We start from the raw sequence: 17,313 nt of genomic DNA on the forward strand, positions 1-17,313 counted from the left end.
GCATCAGCTGGCAGGCAGGTCCGTGAGCTGCGCAGCGCCGGCCGCAAGCAGCTCCTCGGCAACCTGCACGCCCAAGGCGCGGGCGGCGTCTTCGGTGAGTTGCCCGGCAACGCCGGTGCGGCGCATCAGCCGGGTACCGTCGTCGCTGCAGACCACGGCTTCGAGCGTGATGCCTTCGGCTCCGACCCGGGCCAGCGCACCGACCGGAGCCGTGCACCCTGCTTCAAGCCTGCCGAGCATGGCCCGTTCCGCTGCCACCGTGAGGCGGCTTTCGCGGTGGTCGTATGCGGCAAGTGCCGTCGCGAGCTGCCCTTCAACGGCGTCTGCCGCACGGCATTCCACTGCCAGCGCTCCCTGCCCGGGGGCGGGAAGCATCACGGCGGGATCAATGAACTCGGTCACCATGTTCAGGCGGCCCAGCCGGGCCAGGCCGGCGGCAGCCAGCACCACGGCGTCGAGGTCACCGGGGGCGCCTTCCACCAGGCCGGCAACCCGGCCGAGGCGGGTATCCACGTTGCCGCGGATGTCCACGATCTCGATGTCCGGGCGGGCGGCGCGCAGCTGGGCTGCCCGGCGCGGGGAACCGGTGCCGATCTTCGCACCGGCGGGAAGCTGTGCCAGGGTCAGTCCGTCACGGGCACACAGCACGTCGCGGACATCCACCCGTTCCGGAATGGCGCCCAGGGCAAGGCCGTCCGCCGGGGAGGTGGGCAGGTCCTTGAGCGAGTGCACGGCAACATCGCAGTCTCCGCGCAGCAGCGACTCGCGCAGCGCGGCAACGAACACGCCGGTGCCGCCGATCTGCGACAGGGCGGCACGATTGATATCACCCTCGGTGCGCACGCGGACCAGCTCGACGTCGAAGCCGCCGAGCCCGGACAGGGCCTCGGCCACGGTGGTGGTTTGGGTGACGGCCAGGGCGCTGCCGCGGGTGCCGATCAGGACGGGCGAGTGCGCCACTACTGGACGCCCACAGTGGAATCGGCGCCTGCAATGGTCGGCTTTTCGCCGCGCAGGTTCGCGCAGCAGCCGGGGCGGCAGACGTCGTACCACGGTCCGAGTTCGGTCAGGGCGGGGCGGATGGCAATGTTGTTTTCCAGGGTGCGTTCCTGCAGCAGGTCCACCAGGCCGGACACGAAGGTCTCATGGATACCCGGGGTCGGAGTGCGGTCAGCCGCCAGGCCCAGTTCCCGGCAGGTAGCCATGGCCTCGGTATCGAGGTCCCAGAGGACTTCCATGTGGTCGCTGACGAAGCCCAGCGGAACAATCACCACGCCGTTGACGCCCTTGGCGGGCAGTTCGGCAATCGCGTCGTTGATGTCCGGTTCCAGCCAGGGGATGTGCGGGGCGCCGGAGCGGGACTGGTAGACCAGCTGCCAGTCCAGGCCTGCGGCTTCGGGGATCCGGTCCATGATGGCGCGGGCGTTGGCCAGGTGCTGGGCAACATAGGCGCTGCCTTCTTCGAACTCCCGGTCGCGCGGGCCGGAGGCTTCGGCGTCGGCGGTGGGGATGGAGTGGGTGGAGAAGAGGATCTCGATCTTCTCGTTTTCCACGCCCTTGGCCGCCAGCTGCTCGCGGACCTTCGCCACGGACCCGCGGACGCCTTCGATGAAGGGTTCCACGAAGCCCGGGTGGTCAAAGTACTGGCGGACCTTGTCCACGTGCAGCTTCTTGTCCAGGCCGGTCTTCAACAGGTTCATGCCCAGGTCTTCGCGGTACTGGCGGCAGCTCGAGTACGAGGAGTAGACACTGGTGGTGACCATGAGGATGCGGCGGTGGCCGGCGTCGTAGGCCTCCTGCAGGACGTCCTTGATGTAGGGAGCCCAGTTCCGGTTGCCCCAGAGGACAGGGAGTTCGACGCCGCGGCGTGCCAGCTCTGCTTCCAGGGCAGCCTTCAGCGCACGGTTCTGCTCGTTGATGGGGCTGATGCCGCCGTTGGCGCGGTAGTGGGTGGCCACTTCCTCCAGCCGCTCGTCAGGGATGCCGCGGCCGGCGGTGACGTTGCGCAGGAAGGGAATGACATCTTCCTGGCCTTCCGGGCCGCCGAAGGAGGCCAGCAGGATGGCGTCGTAATGCTTCGGGGCCATGCGGCCGTTTTCGTCGACGCCCTCAAAGGGGTCGAAGGCAGGCTCGTTGGAAACAGCGGATGTCATTTGAGTACCTCGGCAACTTCGGCGGCCGGGATACGCCGGCCGGTATAGAACGGGACTTCTTCACGGACGTGGTTGCGGGCCTCGGTGGCGCGCAGGTGGCGCATCATGTCGACGAGGTCCACCAGGTTGGGAGCTTCAAGGCCCAGGATCCATTCCCAGTCGCCCAGGGCGAAGGATGCCACGGTGTTGGCCAGGACCTGGGGGAATTCGCGGCCGAGCATGCCGTGGTCGCGCAGCATCTTGCCGCGTTCCTCGGCGGGCAGCTGGTACCACTCGTAGGAGCGGACAAACGGGTAAACGCAGATCCAGGTCTCGGGGTCGATGCCCCGGGCGAAGGACGGCCAGTGGTTCTTGGAGAACTCCGCGTCGCGGTGCACGCCCATGGCGGACCAGGCGATCTCGGTGCCGGCAAACAGCTCGGACCGGCGGATCTGCCGCAGGGCCGCCTGCAGCGCTTCCGGCGCGCTGCCGTGCAGCCACACCATAACGTCGGCATCCACGCGCATGGCGGAGACGTCGTACAGGCCGCGGAGCGTGACGTTGCTGGCTGCCAGGTCCTTGGTCAGGGTCTCGAACGCATCAACTGCACCGTTCGAGACAGGCGCTTTCGGCATGGAGGACCGTTTGAAAACGGTCCAGAGGGTAAAGAACTGTTCGTCGTTGCCGGCCGTTCCGGCGGCGCTGCGGTCCATCGTCTCACTCATGTTTAACAGTCTGCCCTTTGCGTATAGGTAAGTCGAAACACCGCACTTCTACAAAGTGTAGAAAGTGCGGAAGGTCACAGCAGTGCGTTGGCCAGCGCTGCCATTCGGGTGCGGGTGTCGGCGGTGACCGCGGCCAGTCCGGTTCCGGCCAGCCAGGCCCCCACCGCTTCCAGTCGGGGCGATTCGGCCACGGCTGCGCGGACGGCGTCCACCCGGTCCTTATGCCCTACGGCGGCGGAGGGCAGTGCGCCCACCCACCGGACCACGTCCCACCCCACAACGTCGTCGGCCTTGATTCCCACCTGCAGCAGACCGGACGCGTCGGCCACGGCCTGCCGGAAGAGGTCGTCGTCCGCGCGGTCCACGTGCGGGGGTTCCGCGGCGGATTCCTCGGGCGAGAGTGCCCGCCCGTAGGAAAGGCGCAGCACATGCGTTCCGGGCCCGGTGGAATCGGCGAGCCACTGCCATTTGGCGGTGGCGTGGGTCATTGCCTTCGCATCGATGCCGTCCACTTCCCGGGACACCAGGACGCCGGTGCCGCGCGGCATGGCGTCCAGCTCCGGCAGGTCCACCACCAGGGTTACCAGGGCAACCCCCGGCCCCGGCTGCGGCCGGTAGGCCGCCACCTCGGGCAGTGCGGTGGAAAGGAGGTCCACAGCTGACGGACCTTCGGCCGCCACCACCACGGCGTCGGCCGCCAGTTCCTGCCCGCCGCTGCAGCGGATCCGCCACCCTTCGGCACCCCCTGCCAGGGATTCGGCACGGACGCCGGAGCGCAGGCTTGCACCGGAGGTTTCCAGATCGGCGACCAGCGCCTCGGTCAGCCGGCCCATTCCGCCGTCGAGCCCGGCCACGGCCGAACCGGCAGGCGCCGCCGAGCGCATCGCACCGACTGCCGCCCCCAGGGAACCGTGCCGGGAGATGGCGGAACGCAGGCCCGGAGCCACGGAGTCGACGTCGAGCACGTCGGGGTCGGAGGAATAGACGCCGCCGACCACCGGAGTGACGAGCCGGCGAAGCACTGCTTCGCCCATTCGGGCCCGCACCACTTCCCCCAGGCTCATGGACGGGCGGCGGCTCAGGTTACCCACCGGCAGGACCTTGTCCATGGCTGCCCGGGCTGCTCCCGCGCGGCCCAGGGCACGGACAATGTCCGGGTGGCGAGGGTCTGCGGGAATGCCGAGCAGGCCGCTGCTCGGCATCTGCTGCGCTCCCGACGGCAGGTCCTGGGCCGCCAGCTGCAGCCATGACCCGGCAGGGTTGGGCAGGACCACCGCGTCCGCCAGTCCGAGCTCCTCAACCAGGTCCGGAACGGCCGGTGACCTGGTGGCGAAGGACTCCGCGCCGCTGTCCAGCTGCACGCCGGCCACCTCGTGCCGGCCCACGCAGCCGCCGAACCGGTCCGAGGCCTCCACCACGGTCACCTGCACGCCTGCGCGCTGCAGGTCCCTGGCTGCAATGAGGCCGGAGATGCCGCCGCCTACAACAACGGCCGTGGGACCGCTCGGGCCGCCGGTGATGCCCGAGGATTCCGCCTTTGCTGCTTTTTCCGGCTTGGTGAGGAAACGGTGGGGCATGCCTACGGCTCCACCGAATGGATCAGTTCAACCACCCGCGACAGGACGCCTGCGTCGGTTTCCGGCGGCACGCCGTGGCCCAGGTTGACCACGTGGCCCGGAGCGGCCGCGCCGGCAGCAAGGACCTCGCGGACGTGTGCCTCGAGGACGTCCCACGGTGCGCTCAGCAGTGCAGGGTCAATATTGCCCTGCAGCGGCGTCGTGCCGCCGAGGCGGCGGTTGGCTTCGTCCAGCGGCAGCCGGTAATCCACGCCGACAACGTCCACGCCGACGTCGCGCATGGCCACCAGCAGCTCGGACGTGCCGGTGCCGAAATGCACCAGCGGGGCGCCGAGGCCGCGCACATGGTCCAAGGCACGGGAGGAGGCAGGCGCTACGTGCTTGACGTAGTCGGCCAGGCCAAGGGAACCGGCCCAGGAGTCGAAGAGCTGGCCGGCGCTGGCACCCGCTTCCAGCTGCGCGCGCAGGAACATTCCGGACGCGTCGGCGGCCCAGGCGGTCAGCGCCTGCCAGGCGTCGGGGTCAGCGTGCATCATGGTGCGCGGGCCGAGGTGGTCGCGGGACGGCTTGCCCTCGACCATGTAGGCGGCCAGGGTGAACGGCGCGCCGGCGAATCCGATCAACGGCTTGGAACCAAGCTCGGCAACCGTCAGCCGGACGGCTTCCCGGATCGGCTCCAGTGCCTCTTCGGTCAGCCGCGGGAGGGCGGCGACGTCGGCGGCGGTACGCACCGGACTGCCCAGCACGGGTCCGACGCCGGGAACGATGTCAACGTCCACGCCGGCCAGTTTCAGCGGAATAACGATGTCGGAAAAGAAGATGCCCGCATCCACGTCGTGGCGGCGCACCGGCTGCAGGGTAATCTCCGCCGCCAGCTCGGGCCGGAGGCAGGATTCCAGCATCCCGATGCCCTGCCTGGCTTTCAGATACTCGGGCAGGGACCTGCCGGCCTGACGCATAAACCACACCGGGCGGCGGGCGGGGGTTCCGCCGCGGTACGCGGTGATCAGGGGGGAATCGGCCGTGCGGCCGTCCAGCAGCGGGTGCGTGGCGCTAAGAGTCATACCTTGATTCTCCCCAAAATCGGGGACAAGCCATAACCGGGCACCCACTGGCGGCCGCGGTGGCGCTTCTCACACCCTTAAAGGGCCAATTCCGGCAGGCCGATTGAAGGTATCCTCCCGGGCGTGGCTAGTATTGACCTACTGTGGTTCTACTTTCCCTCATTGCTACGCACACCGACGTAGACCTGGAGACTGTCGCCCGGCTGAGCGCCGGCGCATCCGAGGTCTCGTCTTCGCTGGTCGATTCCGGAACCGCCGTCTCCGGCTCCGTTGTCCTCGCTACCTGCAACCGGCTGGAGGTGTATTGCGAAACCGGCTCGGAAGCGGATATTGAAGCCGCCCGTTCCGCTGTCGTTGCAGAAATCAGCCGGCACTCCGGCATGAGCGAAGACCTTGTATCCCGCTCCTTTGCCACGAACACCGGCGAGTCCGTTCCCCAGCATCTGTTCGCCGTCGGCGCGGGGCTGGATTCCGCCGTCGTAGGCGAACGCGAAATCGCCGGCCAGGTGCGCCGTGCGCTGATTGAAGCCCAGGAGAGCGGAACCGCCAGCGGCGGCCTCACCCGCTTATTCCAGACCGCTTCCCGCACCGCCAAGGACGTCGGCGCCCTTACAGCCCTCGGTAAACGGGGGCTTTCCATTGTTTCGGTTGCCCTGGGCCTGGCCACGGACCTGTCCGAGGACCGCGACTGGTCCCGGAAGTCGGTGGTCGTGTTCGGCACCGGTGCCTACGCCGGCGCCACCATGGCCCTGCTCAAGGAGCGGGGCTGCACCGACATCAGTGTCTATTCCTCCTCCAACCGCGCCGAGTCCTTCGCGGCCTCCCGCGGCGGGAAGCCCCTGACCCGTTCGTCCCTGCCCGAGGCCCTGACCCGGGCCGACGTCGTCATCGGCTGCAGCGGCAGCGACAGCCAGGTCAGCGCCGAAGATGTCCGCCGCGTCCGTGCAGCAGCCGGCAAGCCGCTGATCATCATTGACCTTGCCCTGACGCACGACTTCGATCCGGCCGTCCGCGAGATCGACGGCGTCGAGCTGATCACCCTGGAATCCGTCCGGCTGGCCGCACCGGCCGAGCAGGCCGAATCGCTGAAGCAGGCAAGCACCATCGTCGCCGATGCCGCGAAGAACTTTTCCAAGCAGCAGCTCAGCCGCGAAATGGACTCAGCCATCGTCGCCCTGCGCCGGCACACCTTGGACGTGCTGGAATCGGAGTTGGAGAAGGTCCGCGCCCAGCACGGGTGCACCGGCGCCGCGCAGGAAGTGGAGTTCGCCATGCGCCGCATGGTAAAGCAGCTGCTCCACGTTCCCACCGTGCGCGCCCGGGAACTGGCCGCAAGCGGCCAGCAGGAGGACTACATCCGGGGCCTTGAAGCCCTGTACGGGATCACGGTGGAGCGCAGCGACGACGCTGCGCCCGCCAAGGGTGCCGGTTCCCCTGCGGACGCCGCCGGTTCGGACGACGACGCCGAGACGAAGTCCGCGTAGGGAACCTCAGTAGACCGGCTTCTCCGGTTCCACCCGGCGTACCCATTCCAGGATCCCGCCGGTGACGTTGTAGACCTCCGGATAGCCGACGCGGCGCAGGTAGGCCGCGACCTCGGCGGACCGCACCCCGGATTTGCAGTGCACGTATACCGGCCGTCCCGGCTCCGGCCGGAACTCCCCCGCCAGCACGGCACCCCGCGGCGCCAGCCGGGCCCCGTCGATGCGGACAATGTCATGTTCGCCCGGCTCCCGGACGTCCAGCAGTTCGAAGTCCCCGAACCCGGCCGAGCGTTCGGCCAGCAGGTCCCGCAGCACGGCCACGTCCACTTCCGCCCCGGCGGGTGCAGGCTCCGCCGGCGCGATGCCGCAGAACGCCTGGTAATCACTGAGCGCCGTCACGGGCAGGGCTTCCGGGTCCCGCCGGACCTTCAGCTCGCGCCAGCTCATCTCCAGGGCGTTGAAGACCAGGACCCGGCCCAGCAGGGTCCGGCCCGTTCCGGTGATCAACTTGATGGCCTCATTGACCATGACCGAGCCGATCTGCGCACAGAGCACTCCGAGCACACCCCCTTCCGCGCAGGAAGGAACGGAACCGGCCGGCGGCGCCTGCGGGAACAGGTCGCGGTAGGTGGGACCGTGTTTGCCCCAGAACACGCTGACCTGCCCGTCGTAGCGGAGGATCGACCCCCAGACGTACGGCTTGCCCAGGATTTCCGCGGCGTCGTTGATCAGGTAGCGGGTGGCAAAATTATCCGTGCCGTCCACAATCAGGTCATAACCGGAAAAGATTTCCAGGACATTGGAGTTGTTTAGCCGTTCCCGGTGCAGGACCACCTCGACCAGCGGATTCAGCTCCGCCACGGAGCGGGCCGCGGACTCCGCCTTGGGGGTACCGACGTCGGATACGCCGTGGATGACCTGGCGCTGCAGGTTGGAGACATCCACGACGTCGTCGTCGACAATGCCGAGCATGCCCACGCCCGCCGCAGCCAGATAGAGCAGCGCCGGAGAGCCCAGCCCGCCGGCCCCCACCACCAGCACCCTCGCGTTCTTCAGCCGGCGCTGTGCCGTGGACCCGAATCCGGGGATGATGAGGTGGCGGGAGTAGCGTTCGGTTTCGTCGCGGGTGAGGTCCTCGCCGGGGGCCACCAAAGCAGGTAGTTCCCCGACAGGGGCGGATGCACTTGCTAAGGTCATGAAGTCCAATCTAAGCCACAGGTATGGCGGTGGGACCTGTCGCTTCGAATACCCGCGGGTAAACTAAGGGTCATTGTCCGTGCAGCTAAGGGCTCCGGAACTGTTGAGAGGTCCACCAGTGAGTAACCAGGCAGCCGGCAAACCGGTTCGACTCCCCCGGGAGGAACGCCGCCGGCAGCTGCTAAGCGCAGCGCAGGAAGTGTTTGTCAGTAACGGCTTCCACGGTGCCGCCATGGACGAGATCGCCGAAGCGGCGCACGTCAGCAAACCCGTGCTCTACCAGCACTTCCCCGGCAAGCGCGAGCTGTACATGGCCCTGCTGGACAACCACCTGAATACGCTGACGGAGTTCCTGCGCAGCGCCCTGAACTCCACCACGGACAATAAGCTTCGGGTCCGGGAAACCATGCGGGCCTATTTCCGCTTCGTGGCGCAGGACAGCCAGGGGCACCGGATGGTTTTCGAATCCGACCTCACCAATGACGCCGAGGTCAGCGCCCGCATTGAGGAATTCAATGCCCGCTTCGCCAACAGCATTGCCGGCGTTATTGCCGAAGACACCAAACTTTCCCACCTCGAGGCCACCCTGCTCGGCCGCGCCCTGGCCGGAATGGCGCAGGTCAGCGCCCGGTACTGGCTGGAAACCGACGGCGGCCTGGACATCGATGCGGCAAGCGAGCTGGTTTACCGTTTAGCTTGGCGCGGAATCAGCCGGTTCCCCAAGGAGATCTAGAGTAGATTTCGATCAGTTCGTAAATCGTTAATCAGGAGGCACCACGGTGGAAGTAAAAATCGGCATTCAGAATGTAGCCCGCGAAATTGTCTTCGAATCCAGCCAGAGCGCTGATGAGGTTGCCGACGCAGTGGAGCAGTCCCTCGCCAACGGCGCCCTGCTCCGGCTCAAGGACATCAAGGGCCGCCTGATCGTGGTTCCCGGTGCATCCATCGGCTACGTCGAGATCGGTGCCGAGGAAGTCCGCCGCGTCGGTTTCGGCGCCCTCTAACCCGCCGCTTCCATGCTTAGCCTGATCCTGGTCACGCTGACCGCAGTTGCCGCGGGGTTCGCAGTCTGGGCTGCGGACCGCCACCGTGCCCTCTACGGCGCGCTGCTGCTCCCGGGCATCTCCGTGAGTGCTGCGCTCATCACGTGGCTGGTGCTGCGCGCGGCCGGAGTTACTGCCTTCGAAGCGGACTGGATCGGCTGGGCCATCCCGGTGGCAGTGTCCATCCTGGCGCCGCTCGTGGCGGCCGTTCCGATCGGACGCAGCCGCGCCAAGGCGGACACAGCGGAGACGGAGCGCATCCTGCGCCTGTAGGTCCCGTTGGAAACCGTCGCCCGGCAGCGGGTGCTGGACATGGAAAAGGGGCGGTGCTTCGGCACCGCCCCTTTTCTCTGCCCGCACTGCCCCGGAGAAAGCCCCGGTGTACGGCTAAGCCGTCAGGCCGAGGAGACTCATGCGTTTTGAGTGGTTTCGGGTCAGCTGCGCCGTGAGCTTCTTGATTTCGGCGTCGACGGCGTCCTGGCCGCCGTCGTCGAACAGTCCGCCCAGGAAGGCCCGTTCAATCAGGACCCGCTGGGCCTGGGTCAGGGCTTCGCCGACCAGCCGCCGGCCCCAGAGTGCCAGCCTCGAGGCCAGCCGCGGGTCATCCGCGAGGGCCTCCCGCAACCTGCCGAGCAGGATTTCCCCGGGCTGCTCCGTGGCCTTGAGGCCCTGGAACAGGCTGTTCGTTTCGGCGTCCAGGCGGGACGCCACCGCGGAGTAGAAGTCGTCGGAAATGGCGTCCGTGACGTAGAACTTCATCAGCGACTCGTACCAGTCCGCCGGCCGGGTGCGGTCGTGGAACGCGTCCACGGAGGGCTGGAAGGGCCGCATGGCTTCTTCGGGGTCCGCGCCCATGGCACTGAGCCGGGCACAGATCAACTCGAAATGCGCGTATTCATGCACCGCCAGGCGTCCGAGCGTGGCACGGTCATGCAGGGTGGGGGAAAACCGGGCATCGGAAGACATCCGTTCAAACGCCGACAGCTCGCCGTAGGCGATAGCCCCGAAAAGATCCGTGAGGAACCGCTGATAGGTCTCGCCGATGTGCTGCGGGGCCGCCCCGGGAGCGGCCGGATGATCCGAATGGTGCCCGTTAGTCATACCCGCCAGCGTACCTGCAGGCGCGGCCCGGGACCGCGCCGGGACCGCGCCGGGACCGCGCCGGGACCGCGCCGGGACCGCGCCGGGCCACCGGATGCGCGGCGATCAGCGGCTGGCAGGTAGACTGGGAACGTAGAAACTGGATGCCCGGTCGTCTGTCGTATGAATTGTCACCTGAAGTGGCATGAGAAGTGTCATTTTGCTGCTGTATTGACCAGACCCGCAAACCCTACGCGATCTTGAATTTTCGGCCGCCGCCGTGGCCAATGGAGCACAGGCGGCCCGCAGTTGTTAGCCCGCGATCGGCTTCCGCTGGACGCACCGCGTGCGTGCCATCCGCTCCGTAATGGGCTGTAACAGCCACTCGTCGAGCCTGGCGCCCCCGCGCTGCCTAAACTGAACGGTATTTAATTGAACACTGAACTTTCCCAGGTTGATGACGATCGTCACCTCACTGCCGATGACAGCACCGAAGAACTGACAGTTGCGGATACCCTGGCCGTCAAGGCCGAGGCCGCGGAAATCCCCGAACTGACGTTCGCCGATTTCGGTGTCCGGTCGGACATCGTCGAGTCCCTCGCCGACGCCGGCATCACGCACCCCTTCCCCATCCAGTCGATGACCCTGCCCGTTGCCCTCAGCGGCCACGACATCATCGGCCAGGCCAAGACCGGCACCGGCAAGACGCTCGGCTTCGGCATCCCGGCACTGCAGCGGGTGGTGGGCCCGGAAGACAAGGGCTACGCCGAACTCGCCGTCCCCGGCGCACCGCAGGCCCTGATCGTGGTGCCCACCCGTGAACTGGCCGTCCAGGTGGCGGGCGACCTCACCACCGCCGCCCGCCGACGCGGCGCCCGCATCGTCACCATCTACGGCGGCCGTGCCTACGAGCCGCAGACGGAGGCCCTGGCCGCCGGCGTCGAGATCGTGGTCGGCACCCCGGGCCGCCTGATCGACCTCTACAACAAGAAGCACCTCTCGCTGAAGAACGTGCGGCTGGTGGTCCTTGACGAGGCCGACGAGATGCTGGACCTCGGCTTCCTGCCCGACGTCGAAACGCTGATGGCTGCCACGCCCGCCGTGCGCCAGACCCTGCTGTTCTCGGCCACCATGCCCGGCGCCGTCGTGTCCATGGCCCGCCGCTACATGACCAAGCCCACCCACATCCGGGCTGCGGATCCCGACGATGAAGGCCTGACCAAGAAGGACATCCGCCAGGTGGTCTACCGGGCCCACAACCTCGATAAGAGCGAAGTGGTTTCCCGCATCCTGCAGGCACGCGGGCGCGGCCGCACCATCATCTTCACCAAGACCAAGCGCACGGCCGCCAAGCTGTCCGAAGAACTCGTGGACCGCGGCTTCGCCGTCGCCGCCATGCACGGCGACCTGGGCCAGGGCGCCCGCGAGCAGGCCATGCGTGCTTTCCGCAATGAAAAGGTGGACGTGCTGGTAGCGACCGACGTCGCCGCGCGCGGCATCGACGTCGACGACGTCACCCACGTGATCAACTACCAGTGCCCCGAAGACGAGAAGACCTACCTGCACCGCGTTGGCCGTACCGGCCGCGCCGGCAACAAGGGCACTGCGGTGACGTTCGTGGACTGGGACGATGTCCCCCGCTGGGGCCTGATCAACAAGGCCCTGGGCATGGACCAGGCGGAGCCGGTGGAAACCTATTCCTCCTCCCCGCACCTGTACACCGATCTGGATATCCCCGAAGGCACCAAGGGACGCCTGCCGCGTAACAAGCGCACCCATGCGGGCATCGATGCCGAAAAGATCGAGGACCTCGGCGAGACCGGCAAATCCGGCGGCCGCAGCAACTCCTCGAGCCGCGAAGGCAGCCGTTCCGGTTCCGGCCGGGATGCCGGATCCCGCAGCGGCAACTCCCGCGGCGGAGCACGGGACGGATCGCGGCGCAGCAGCGCCCGCTCCGGCGAGGCCCGGACCGCGGAATCCCGCCCGGCTGAAACCCGGACCGCTGAAGCCCGGACCGCGGCACCCGCAGCGGACGGAGCAGACCGTCCGCGCCGGAGCCGGACCCGCCGCCGCAACGGCGAGGTTGTTCCCAAGACCAGCCCGGCCGCCGAATAGCGCCGACGTAGGCCTGCATGAGCACCCCTTTGTGGACGTCTGACGGCGGGTCGCTGGTGGTACACGCGGATAACGCGGAGTTCCTCCCGACCCTGCCGGACGGCTCCTTCACCATGATTTACGTGGACCCGCCCTTCAACACCGGGCGGTCCCAGCGACGGCAGCAGACCACCATGGTCCGCAGCGCCGACGGCAGCGGCGACCGGATCGGCTTCAAGGGCCGCAGCTACAGCACGGTCAAGGGCCTGCTCTCCAGCTACGACGACGCCTTCGAGGATTACTGGGCGTTCCTGGAACCCCGGCTCGCGCAGGCCTGGCGCCTGCTGGCCGACGACGGCACCCTGTACGTGCACCTGGATTACCGCGAGGTGCACTACGCGAAGGTTATGCTGGACGCCCTGTTCGGCCGGGACTGCTTCCTGAACGAAATCATCTGGGCCTACGACTACGGCGGCCGGGCAAAGAACCGGTGGCCGGCCAAGCATGACAACATCCTGGTCTACGTAAAGAACCCGGATGCGTACCATTTCGACAACGCGGAAGTGGACCGGGAACCGTACATGGCTCCCGGCCTGGTGACGCCCGAAAAGGTGGCCCTGGGCAAGCTGCCCACCGACGTCTGGTGGCACACGATCGTTTCCCCCACCGGCCGGGAAAAGACCGGCTATCCCACCCAGAAACCCGAGGGCCTGCTTCGGCGTGCCGTCGCGGCCAGCAGCCGCGAGGGCGACTGGGTCCTGGATTTCTTTGCCGGGTCCGGAACGCTGGGCGCCGTTGCGGCCAAGCTGGGCCGGAAATTTGTCTGCGTGGATGCCAATCCGCAGGCGATCGAGGTTATGGCCCGGCGGCTGGGTTCCGCGGCCACCGTGGTCTCCGCCGAAACGGGTTCACCGCTTCCCGCTGCCGGCACCTAGGCCCCGCTCTCTGAGCGGGCCGTCCCCGTGCCGCCTGCGGGTCGGCGCGCGGTGCGGGTCAGCGGCCGTGCGGGTCCGCCGCCTCGCGCGGCGGACCGCCCCTACCGCGGCAGGGGCCCGACGACGGCGGCACCGGTCCCGAGCTCGGCGATGCGTTCCAGCACTGCCGGCTCCGTGGTGAACTCGCCCAGGAGGTTCGGTTTCCCGGTCCCGTGGTAGTCGCTGGAGCCGGTGACCAGCAGGTCATTGTCCTTCGCCAGCCTGCGCAGCCATTCCCTGCCCTGCTCGGGATTGTCCCGGTGGTTGACTTCCACGCCCAGCAGCCCGGCGTCGATCATTTCGGTGAAGGTCTCCTCCCCCACCACCCGGCCGCGGGAGGACGCCACCGGGTGCGCGAAGACGGGGACTCCGCCGGCCTGCCGGACCAGTTCCACTGCCCGTGCCGGGTCCGGCGCGTAATGCGCCACGAAGTACGGCGACCGCGCGGTCAGGATGCCGCTGAAGGCCGCCGACCGGTTCGGGACCACACCGGCAGCTACCAGTGCATCGGCAATGTGCGGCCGTCCGATGGTTGCTCCCGGGGCCACCTGCTCCTGCACCGAGTCCCAGTCGATGGGGAAATCCTCCGCCAACCGCTGGACCATCAGTTCTGCCCGCGTAACCCGGGCTGCGCGGGACCGGGCGATCTCCTCGAGCAGTCCCGGATGGGCCGGATCGTGCAGATAGGACAGCACGTGGACGCTGATCCCCTCGCTGCTGCGGCAGGACACCTCCATGCCCGGAACGAAGGTGATGCCGCGCTCCTGCGCGGCAGCGGCGGCGTCGGCCCAGCCCGCCGTCGTATCGTGATCGGTCAGTGCAATGGCGTCCAGCCCGGCCCTCGCAGCGGAGGCGATAACATCTGCCGGCTGCTCGGTGCCGTCGGAGACGCAGGAGTGGGTGTGCAGGTCAATTCTCACGCTTTCAATCTACGCCCCCGGGCGGCGTATGCCCGTCCGGTGGGGCCGGAGGGGAAAGGCCAAGTATCGGCGGGGTGTTTTGCCCCTTCCGGCCGCAGTGAGACGATGGAGTGGTGACTACTGAAGCGAATTCGACGACATCCCTGCCCGAGCCCTCCGAAGGCCAGCCGCTCGAAGACCGGGTCAACAACCGGTCCCAGCGGCCCTCCTCGGAAGCCTTCAAGAAGTTCATGACCTCCGGCTGGGCCGCGGAATCCAGCGAACTGCCCGAACCCGACGCCGTGGCACCGTTCGCCGCGCGCCGCCGCCGAGCCCTCTCCGAGCGCTTCCCCGGGGAACGGCTGGTTATCCCGGCCGGCCCGCTGAAGGTCCGCTCGAACGACACCGATTACCGTTTCCGTCCGCACTCCGGCTTTGCGCACCTGACCGGCCTCGGCGTGGACCGCGAACCGGATGCCGTGCTCGTGATGGAGCCCACCGAACCCGGTGCGGGAGACGACGGCGGCAACCACACCGCCGTACTGTATTTCCGCCCGCTCGCCGGCACGGACAGCGACGAGTTCTACTCCAACGCACGCTACGGCTCCTTCTGGATCGGTGACCGCCTCGGCCTGGCGGAAATCAGCGCGCTGATCGGCCTGCCCACCCGGCACCTCGACGAGGCGGAAACCGCCATCACCAACAACGTCGGAGACCCGCAGTTCGGCGGCATCTCGGTGCGGCTGCTGCGCAGTGTCGACGAAATGGTCGATGCGCTGGTGGATACCGTCCGCTACAACACCGCCCTGGACCCGGAAAACGCCGACCTCAGCGCGCTCGACGCACTCGACGGCGAACTGACCGAAGCCCTGTCCGAACTCCGCCTGGTCAAGGATGAGTGGGAGATCGAGCAGATGAAGGCAGCCGTCGCCGCCACGGTCAACGGTTTCACCGAAGTGGTTAAGGAACTGCCCCGCGCCATCTCCCACCCCCGCGGCGAACGCGTCGTCGAAGGCGCTTTCTTTGCCCGGGCACGGGAAGAGGGCAATGACCTGGGTTACGACACCATTGCCGCCTCCGGCAACAACGCCACGGTCCTGCACTGGATCCGCAACAACGGCGCCGTCCATGCCGGGGACCTGCTGCTGCTGGACGGCGGCGTGGAAGCCGAAAGCCTGTACACCGCCGATATCACCCGCACCCTGCCCGTCAACGGAACCTACACCGAGGTCCAGCGCCGGGTGTACCAGGCAGTGCTCGACGCCGCCGACGCCGGATTCGAAGCCGCCAAGCCGGGCGCCAAGTTCCGCGACGTCCACGCTGCGGCCGTAAAGGTCCTGGCCGAACGCCTGGACAGCTGGGGCCTGCTGCCCGTGCCGCTCGAGGAAGCGCTGTCCCCCGAGGGCCAGCAGCACCGCCGGTGGATGCCGCACGGCGTCAGCCACCACCTCGGAATGGACGTGCACGACTGCGCCCAGGCCCGCGCCGAGCTGTACCTGGACGGCACCATCACCGAGGGCATGGTCTTCACCATCGAACCGGGCCTCTACTTCAAGGACACCGACCTCTCGGTGCCCGAGGAATACCGCGGCATCGGCGTACGGCTTGAGGACGACGTCCTCATCACCGCCGACGGACCCGTGAACCTCAGCGACGCCCTGCCGCGTAACCCGGACGACGTCGAGGACTGGATGGCCGGTATCTACGCTGCTGAGTAACCTCCGGTTTCCGGTTTAGGTCAAAAGGTCCGCATCCTCGAAAAGGATGCGGACCTTTTTGCGTACCGGGAGGACGCCCCGCAGGTTCCCCGGATCCCTGCGGTTTGTCCGGATCCCTGCGGTTTGTCCGGAGATCCCTGCGGTTTGTCCGGACCCCTGCGGTTTGTCCGGACCCCTGCGGTTTGTCCGGATCCCTGCGGTTTGTCCGGAGATCCCTGCGGTTTGTCGGGATTCCTGCGCCGCGGCACCGACGGTACCCGACAAAACGAGGGGCTCTAACGCTAGCCGAGAGCATGCACGAAAAAGGCCCGCACCCCTGGGGGTGCGGGCCTCATGCGATGGGCCGGGAGACCTACTGGCGGGGCTGCTCCTGCTGGTCTGAACCCTGCCGAGAACCCGGATCCTGTTCGGGTGCGGCGGGCTGCGGTGCGGCCGGCTGCTGGGAGGCCTGTTCCGGTGCGGCCGGTGCGGCCGGCTGCGGGGAAGCCTGTTGCGGTGCGGCAGGCTCTACGGCAGGCTGCGCCGGACGGCGGACACCGTACTGCGGGCGGCCGTCCGGAAGGTCGGGGAACTGGCCGCGCGGCGTTGCGGGTTTGGCTGCGGGGTCTGCCCCTGCGGGTGCCTGCCTGCCGGCATCGGCCGGGGCCTGCCCTGCGGGATCGGAGTCCGGAGCGGGCTGGCCGTACGGGTTGGCCCAGCCGGAAGGCCGTTCCGGTGCCTGCGGTCCGCCTGCGGGCGGACGCATCGGCTCATGGCGCTGGGCAGCGGGTGCCTGCGGGTGCCCTGCCTGGCCGACCATCGGCAGCCGGTGCAGCAATTGCCGGGCGTCGTTGGCCGCCTCGGGGGCAACAATAACGTCGTAGCTGGTGGCAATCACCTGGCTGGTGGAGGTGAAGTCCCTGCGCCCGCGCTGCAGTGCATAGGCGAGAACCCCGAAGAGGACCCAGAAGACGGCGCCCAGGGCCATGGACGGAACCAGCGAAATGGCTGCTGCGCTGCCTCCGAAGAGCATCAGGGCAAGCCCGACGAAGAGGCCGAACCAGGCACCGGTGGCTGCACTGGAGAGCGCCACCCGCGGGTAGGTCAGGCGTCCGGTCACGCGTTCAACGGACTTGAGCTCGTTGCCGACAATCGAGACCAGCTGGACCGGGAACTTGCTGTCGGCAAGGTAGTCCACGGCTTTCTGGGCGTCGAGGTAGGCCGTGTACCGGCCTACCGTTTCACCCTTGGGCAGGCTGCGGCCCGCATCACGCGGAGGGGTGGCACCAAATAGGTTCGACATTGCTCCATTCTCGCGCATACCTGCCCCGGACGGTGAACGTATCG

The 17,313-nt window shown here is 67.9% G+C and carries 16 protein-coding genes; 7 read left to right on the top strand and 9 right to left on the bottom strand.

The window, feature by feature from the left end:
- Positions 1-3 precede the first annotated feature (3 nt).
- From hemC to hemE, 5 genes are all read right to left on the bottom strand, one after another.
- Positions 4-960, bottom strand: coding sequence for a hydroxymethylbilane synthase (gene hemC, locus LJ760_RS01210; protein WP_227918411.1), 957 nt, complete (start codon positions 958-960; stop codon positions 4-6).
- Complete coding sequence (locus LJ760_RS01215; protein WP_227918412.1) at positions 960-2,153, bottom strand: ferrochelatase; 1,194 nt, start codon at positions 2,151-2,153, stop codon at positions 960-962. The genes hemC and LJ760_RS01215 overlap by 1 nt, the downstream gene beginning before the upstream one ends.
- Positions 2,150-2,857: a hydrogen peroxide-dependent heme synthase gene (gene hemQ, locus LJ760_RS01220; protein WP_227918413.1), complete on the bottom strand. Its 708-nt coding sequence runs from the start codon at positions 2,855-2,857 to the stop codon at positions 2,150-2,152. The genes LJ760_RS01215 and hemQ overlap by 4 nt, the downstream gene beginning before the upstream one ends.
- Before the next feature lie 74 nt (positions 2,858-2,931).
- Positions 2,932-4,434, bottom strand: coding sequence for a protoporphyrinogen oxidase (gene hemG, locus LJ760_RS01225; protein ID WP_227918414.1), 1,503 nt, complete (start codon positions 4,432-4,434; stop codon positions 2,932-2,934).
- 2 nt (positions 4,435-4,436) lie between these two features.
- Complete coding sequence (gene hemE / locus LJ760_RS01230; protein WP_227918415.1) at positions 4,437-5,498, bottom strand: uroporphyrinogen decarboxylase; 1,062 nt, start codon at positions 5,496-5,498, stop codon at positions 4,437-4,439.
- A gap of 143 nt (positions 5,499-5,641) precedes the next feature.
- Here hemE and LJ760_RS01235 point away from each other — a divergent pair, with 143 nt between their 5' ends.
- Entirely contained in the window at positions 5,642-6,982 is a 1,341-nt protein-coding gene (locus tag LJ760_RS01235) for a glutamyl-tRNA reductase (protein WP_227918416.1), read from the top strand.
- A gap of 6 nt (positions 6,983-6,988) precedes the next feature.
- Here LJ760_RS01235 and moeB read toward each other — a convergent pair whose 3' ends face one another.
- On the bottom strand, positions 6,989-8,179 hold the full coding sequence (gene moeB, locus LJ760_RS01240) for a molybdopterin-synthase adenylyltransferase MoeB (RefSeq protein ID WP_227918417.1): 1,191 nt from the start codon (positions 8,177-8,179) through the stop codon (positions 6,989-6,991).
- A 118-nt stretch (positions 8,180-8,297) separates the two neighbouring features.
- Here moeB and LJ760_RS01245 point away from each other — a divergent pair, with 118 nt between their 5' ends.
- Genes LJ760_RS01245 through LJ760_RS01255 form a run of 3 tightly spaced genes read left to right on the top strand, consistent with a single transcriptional unit; the run spans position 8,298 to position 9,495 of the window.
- A complete protein-coding gene (locus LJ760_RS01245) occupies positions 8,298-8,912 on the top strand; it encodes a TetR/AcrR family transcriptional regulator (RefSeq protein ID WP_227918418.1) in 615 nt (204 codons plus the stop codon).
- A gap of 46 nt (positions 8,913-8,958) precedes the next feature.
- Positions 8,959-9,183, top strand: a complete 225-nt coding sequence (locus LJ760_RS01250; protein ID WP_227918419.1) for a DUF3107 domain-containing protein — start codon at positions 8,959-8,961, stop codon at positions 9,181-9,183.
- Positions 9,184-9,195: 12 nt separating this feature from the next.
- A complete protein-coding gene (locus LJ760_RS01255; RefSeq protein ID WP_227918420.1) occupies positions 9,196-9,495 on the top strand; it encodes a hypothetical protein in 300 nt (99 codons plus the stop codon).
- A gap of 114 nt (positions 9,496-9,609) precedes the next feature.
- Here the strand turns inward: LJ760_RS01255 and LJ760_RS01260 are convergent, their stop codons facing one another.
- Positions 9,610-10,323, bottom strand: a complete 714-nt coding sequence (locus tag LJ760_RS01260) for a ferritin-like fold-containing protein (RefSeq protein ID WP_227918421.1) — start codon at positions 10,321-10,323, stop codon at positions 9,610-9,612.
- Positions 10,324-10,734: 411 nt separating this feature from the next.
- Here LJ760_RS01260 and LJ760_RS01265 point away from each other — a divergent pair, with 411 nt between their 5' ends.
- Both LJ760_RS01265 and LJ760_RS01270 read left to right on the top strand, forming a co-directional pair.
- Positions 10,735-12,417, top strand: a complete 1,683-nt coding sequence (locus LJ760_RS01265) for a DEAD/DEAH box helicase (protein ID WP_442860625.1) — start codon at positions 10,735-10,737, stop codon at positions 12,415-12,417.
- A 17-nt stretch (positions 12,418-12,434) separates the two neighbouring features.
- On the top strand, positions 12,435-13,331 hold the full coding sequence (locus LJ760_RS01270) for a DNA-methyltransferase (RefSeq protein WP_227918422.1): 897 nt from the start codon (positions 12,435-12,437) through the stop codon (positions 13,329-13,331).
- A 101-nt stretch (positions 13,332-13,432) separates the two neighbouring features.
- Here LJ760_RS01270 and LJ760_RS01275 read toward each other — a convergent pair whose 3' ends face one another.
- Positions 13,433-14,290 (bottom strand): PHP domain-containing protein, encoded by an 858-nt coding sequence (locus LJ760_RS01275; RefSeq protein WP_227918423.1) that lies wholly within the window; start codon positions 14,288-14,290, stop codon positions 13,433-13,435.
- A gap of 113 nt (positions 14,291-14,403) precedes the next feature.
- Between LJ760_RS01275 and LJ760_RS01280 the strand changes: the two genes are divergently transcribed.
- A complete protein-coding gene (locus LJ760_RS01280) occupies positions 14,404-15,987 on the top strand; it encodes an aminopeptidase P family protein (RefSeq protein WP_227918424.1) in 1,584 nt (527 codons plus the stop codon).
- A 352-nt stretch (positions 15,988-16,339) separates the two neighbouring features.
- Here LJ760_RS01280 and LJ760_RS01285 read toward each other — a convergent pair whose 3' ends face one another.
- Entirely contained in the window at positions 16,340-17,269 is a 930-nt protein-coding gene (locus LJ760_RS01285; RefSeq protein ID WP_227918425.1) for a general stress protein, read from the bottom strand.
- Positions 17,270-17,313 lie beyond the last annotated feature (44 nt).

The sequence above is a fragment of the Arthrobacter sp. zg-Y895 genome (genome assembly GCF_020731025.1).
Taxonomy (GTDB): Bacteria; Actinomycetota; Actinomycetes; order Actinomycetales; family Micrococcaceae; genus Arthrobacter_B.

Excerpts from the sequence above, each read along its gene's own strand:
- LJ760_RS01260 (WP_227918421.1), bottom strand. The coding sequence starts at position 10,323 with ATGACTAACGGGCACCATTCGGATCATCCGGCCGCTCCCGGGGCGGCC.
- hemQ (WP_227918413.1), bottom strand. The coding sequence starts at position 2,857 with ATGAGTGAGACGATGGACCGCAGCGCCGCCGGAACGGCCGGCAACGAC.
- hemE (WP_227918415.1), bottom strand. The coding sequence starts at position 5,498 with ATGACTCTTAGCGCCACGCACCCGCTGCTGGACGGCCGCACGGCCGAT.
- LJ760_RS01215 (WP_227918412.1), bottom strand. The coding sequence starts at position 2,153 with ATGACATCCGCTGTTTCCAACGAGCCTGCCTTCGACCCCTTTGAGGGC.
- LJ760_RS01285 (WP_227918425.1), bottom strand. The coding sequence starts at position 17,269 with ATGTCGAACCTATTTGGTGCCACCCCTCCGCGTGATGCGGGCCGCAGC.
- LJ760_RS01255 (WP_227918420.1), top strand. The coding sequence starts at position 9,196 with ATGCTTAGCCTGATCCTGGTCACGCTGACCGCAGTTGCCGCGGGGTTC.
- moeB (WP_227918417.1), bottom strand. The coding sequence starts at position 8,179 with ATGACCTTAGCAAGTGCATCCGCCCCTGTCGGGGAACTACCTGCTTTG.
- LJ760_RS01270 (WP_227918422.1), top strand. The coding sequence starts at position 12,435 with ATGAGCACCCCTTTGTGGACGTCTGACGGCGGGTCGCTGGTGGTACAC.
- hemG (WP_227918414.1), bottom strand. The coding sequence starts at position 4,434 with ATGCCCCACCGTTTCCTCACCAAGCCGGAAAAAGCAGCAAAGGCGGAA.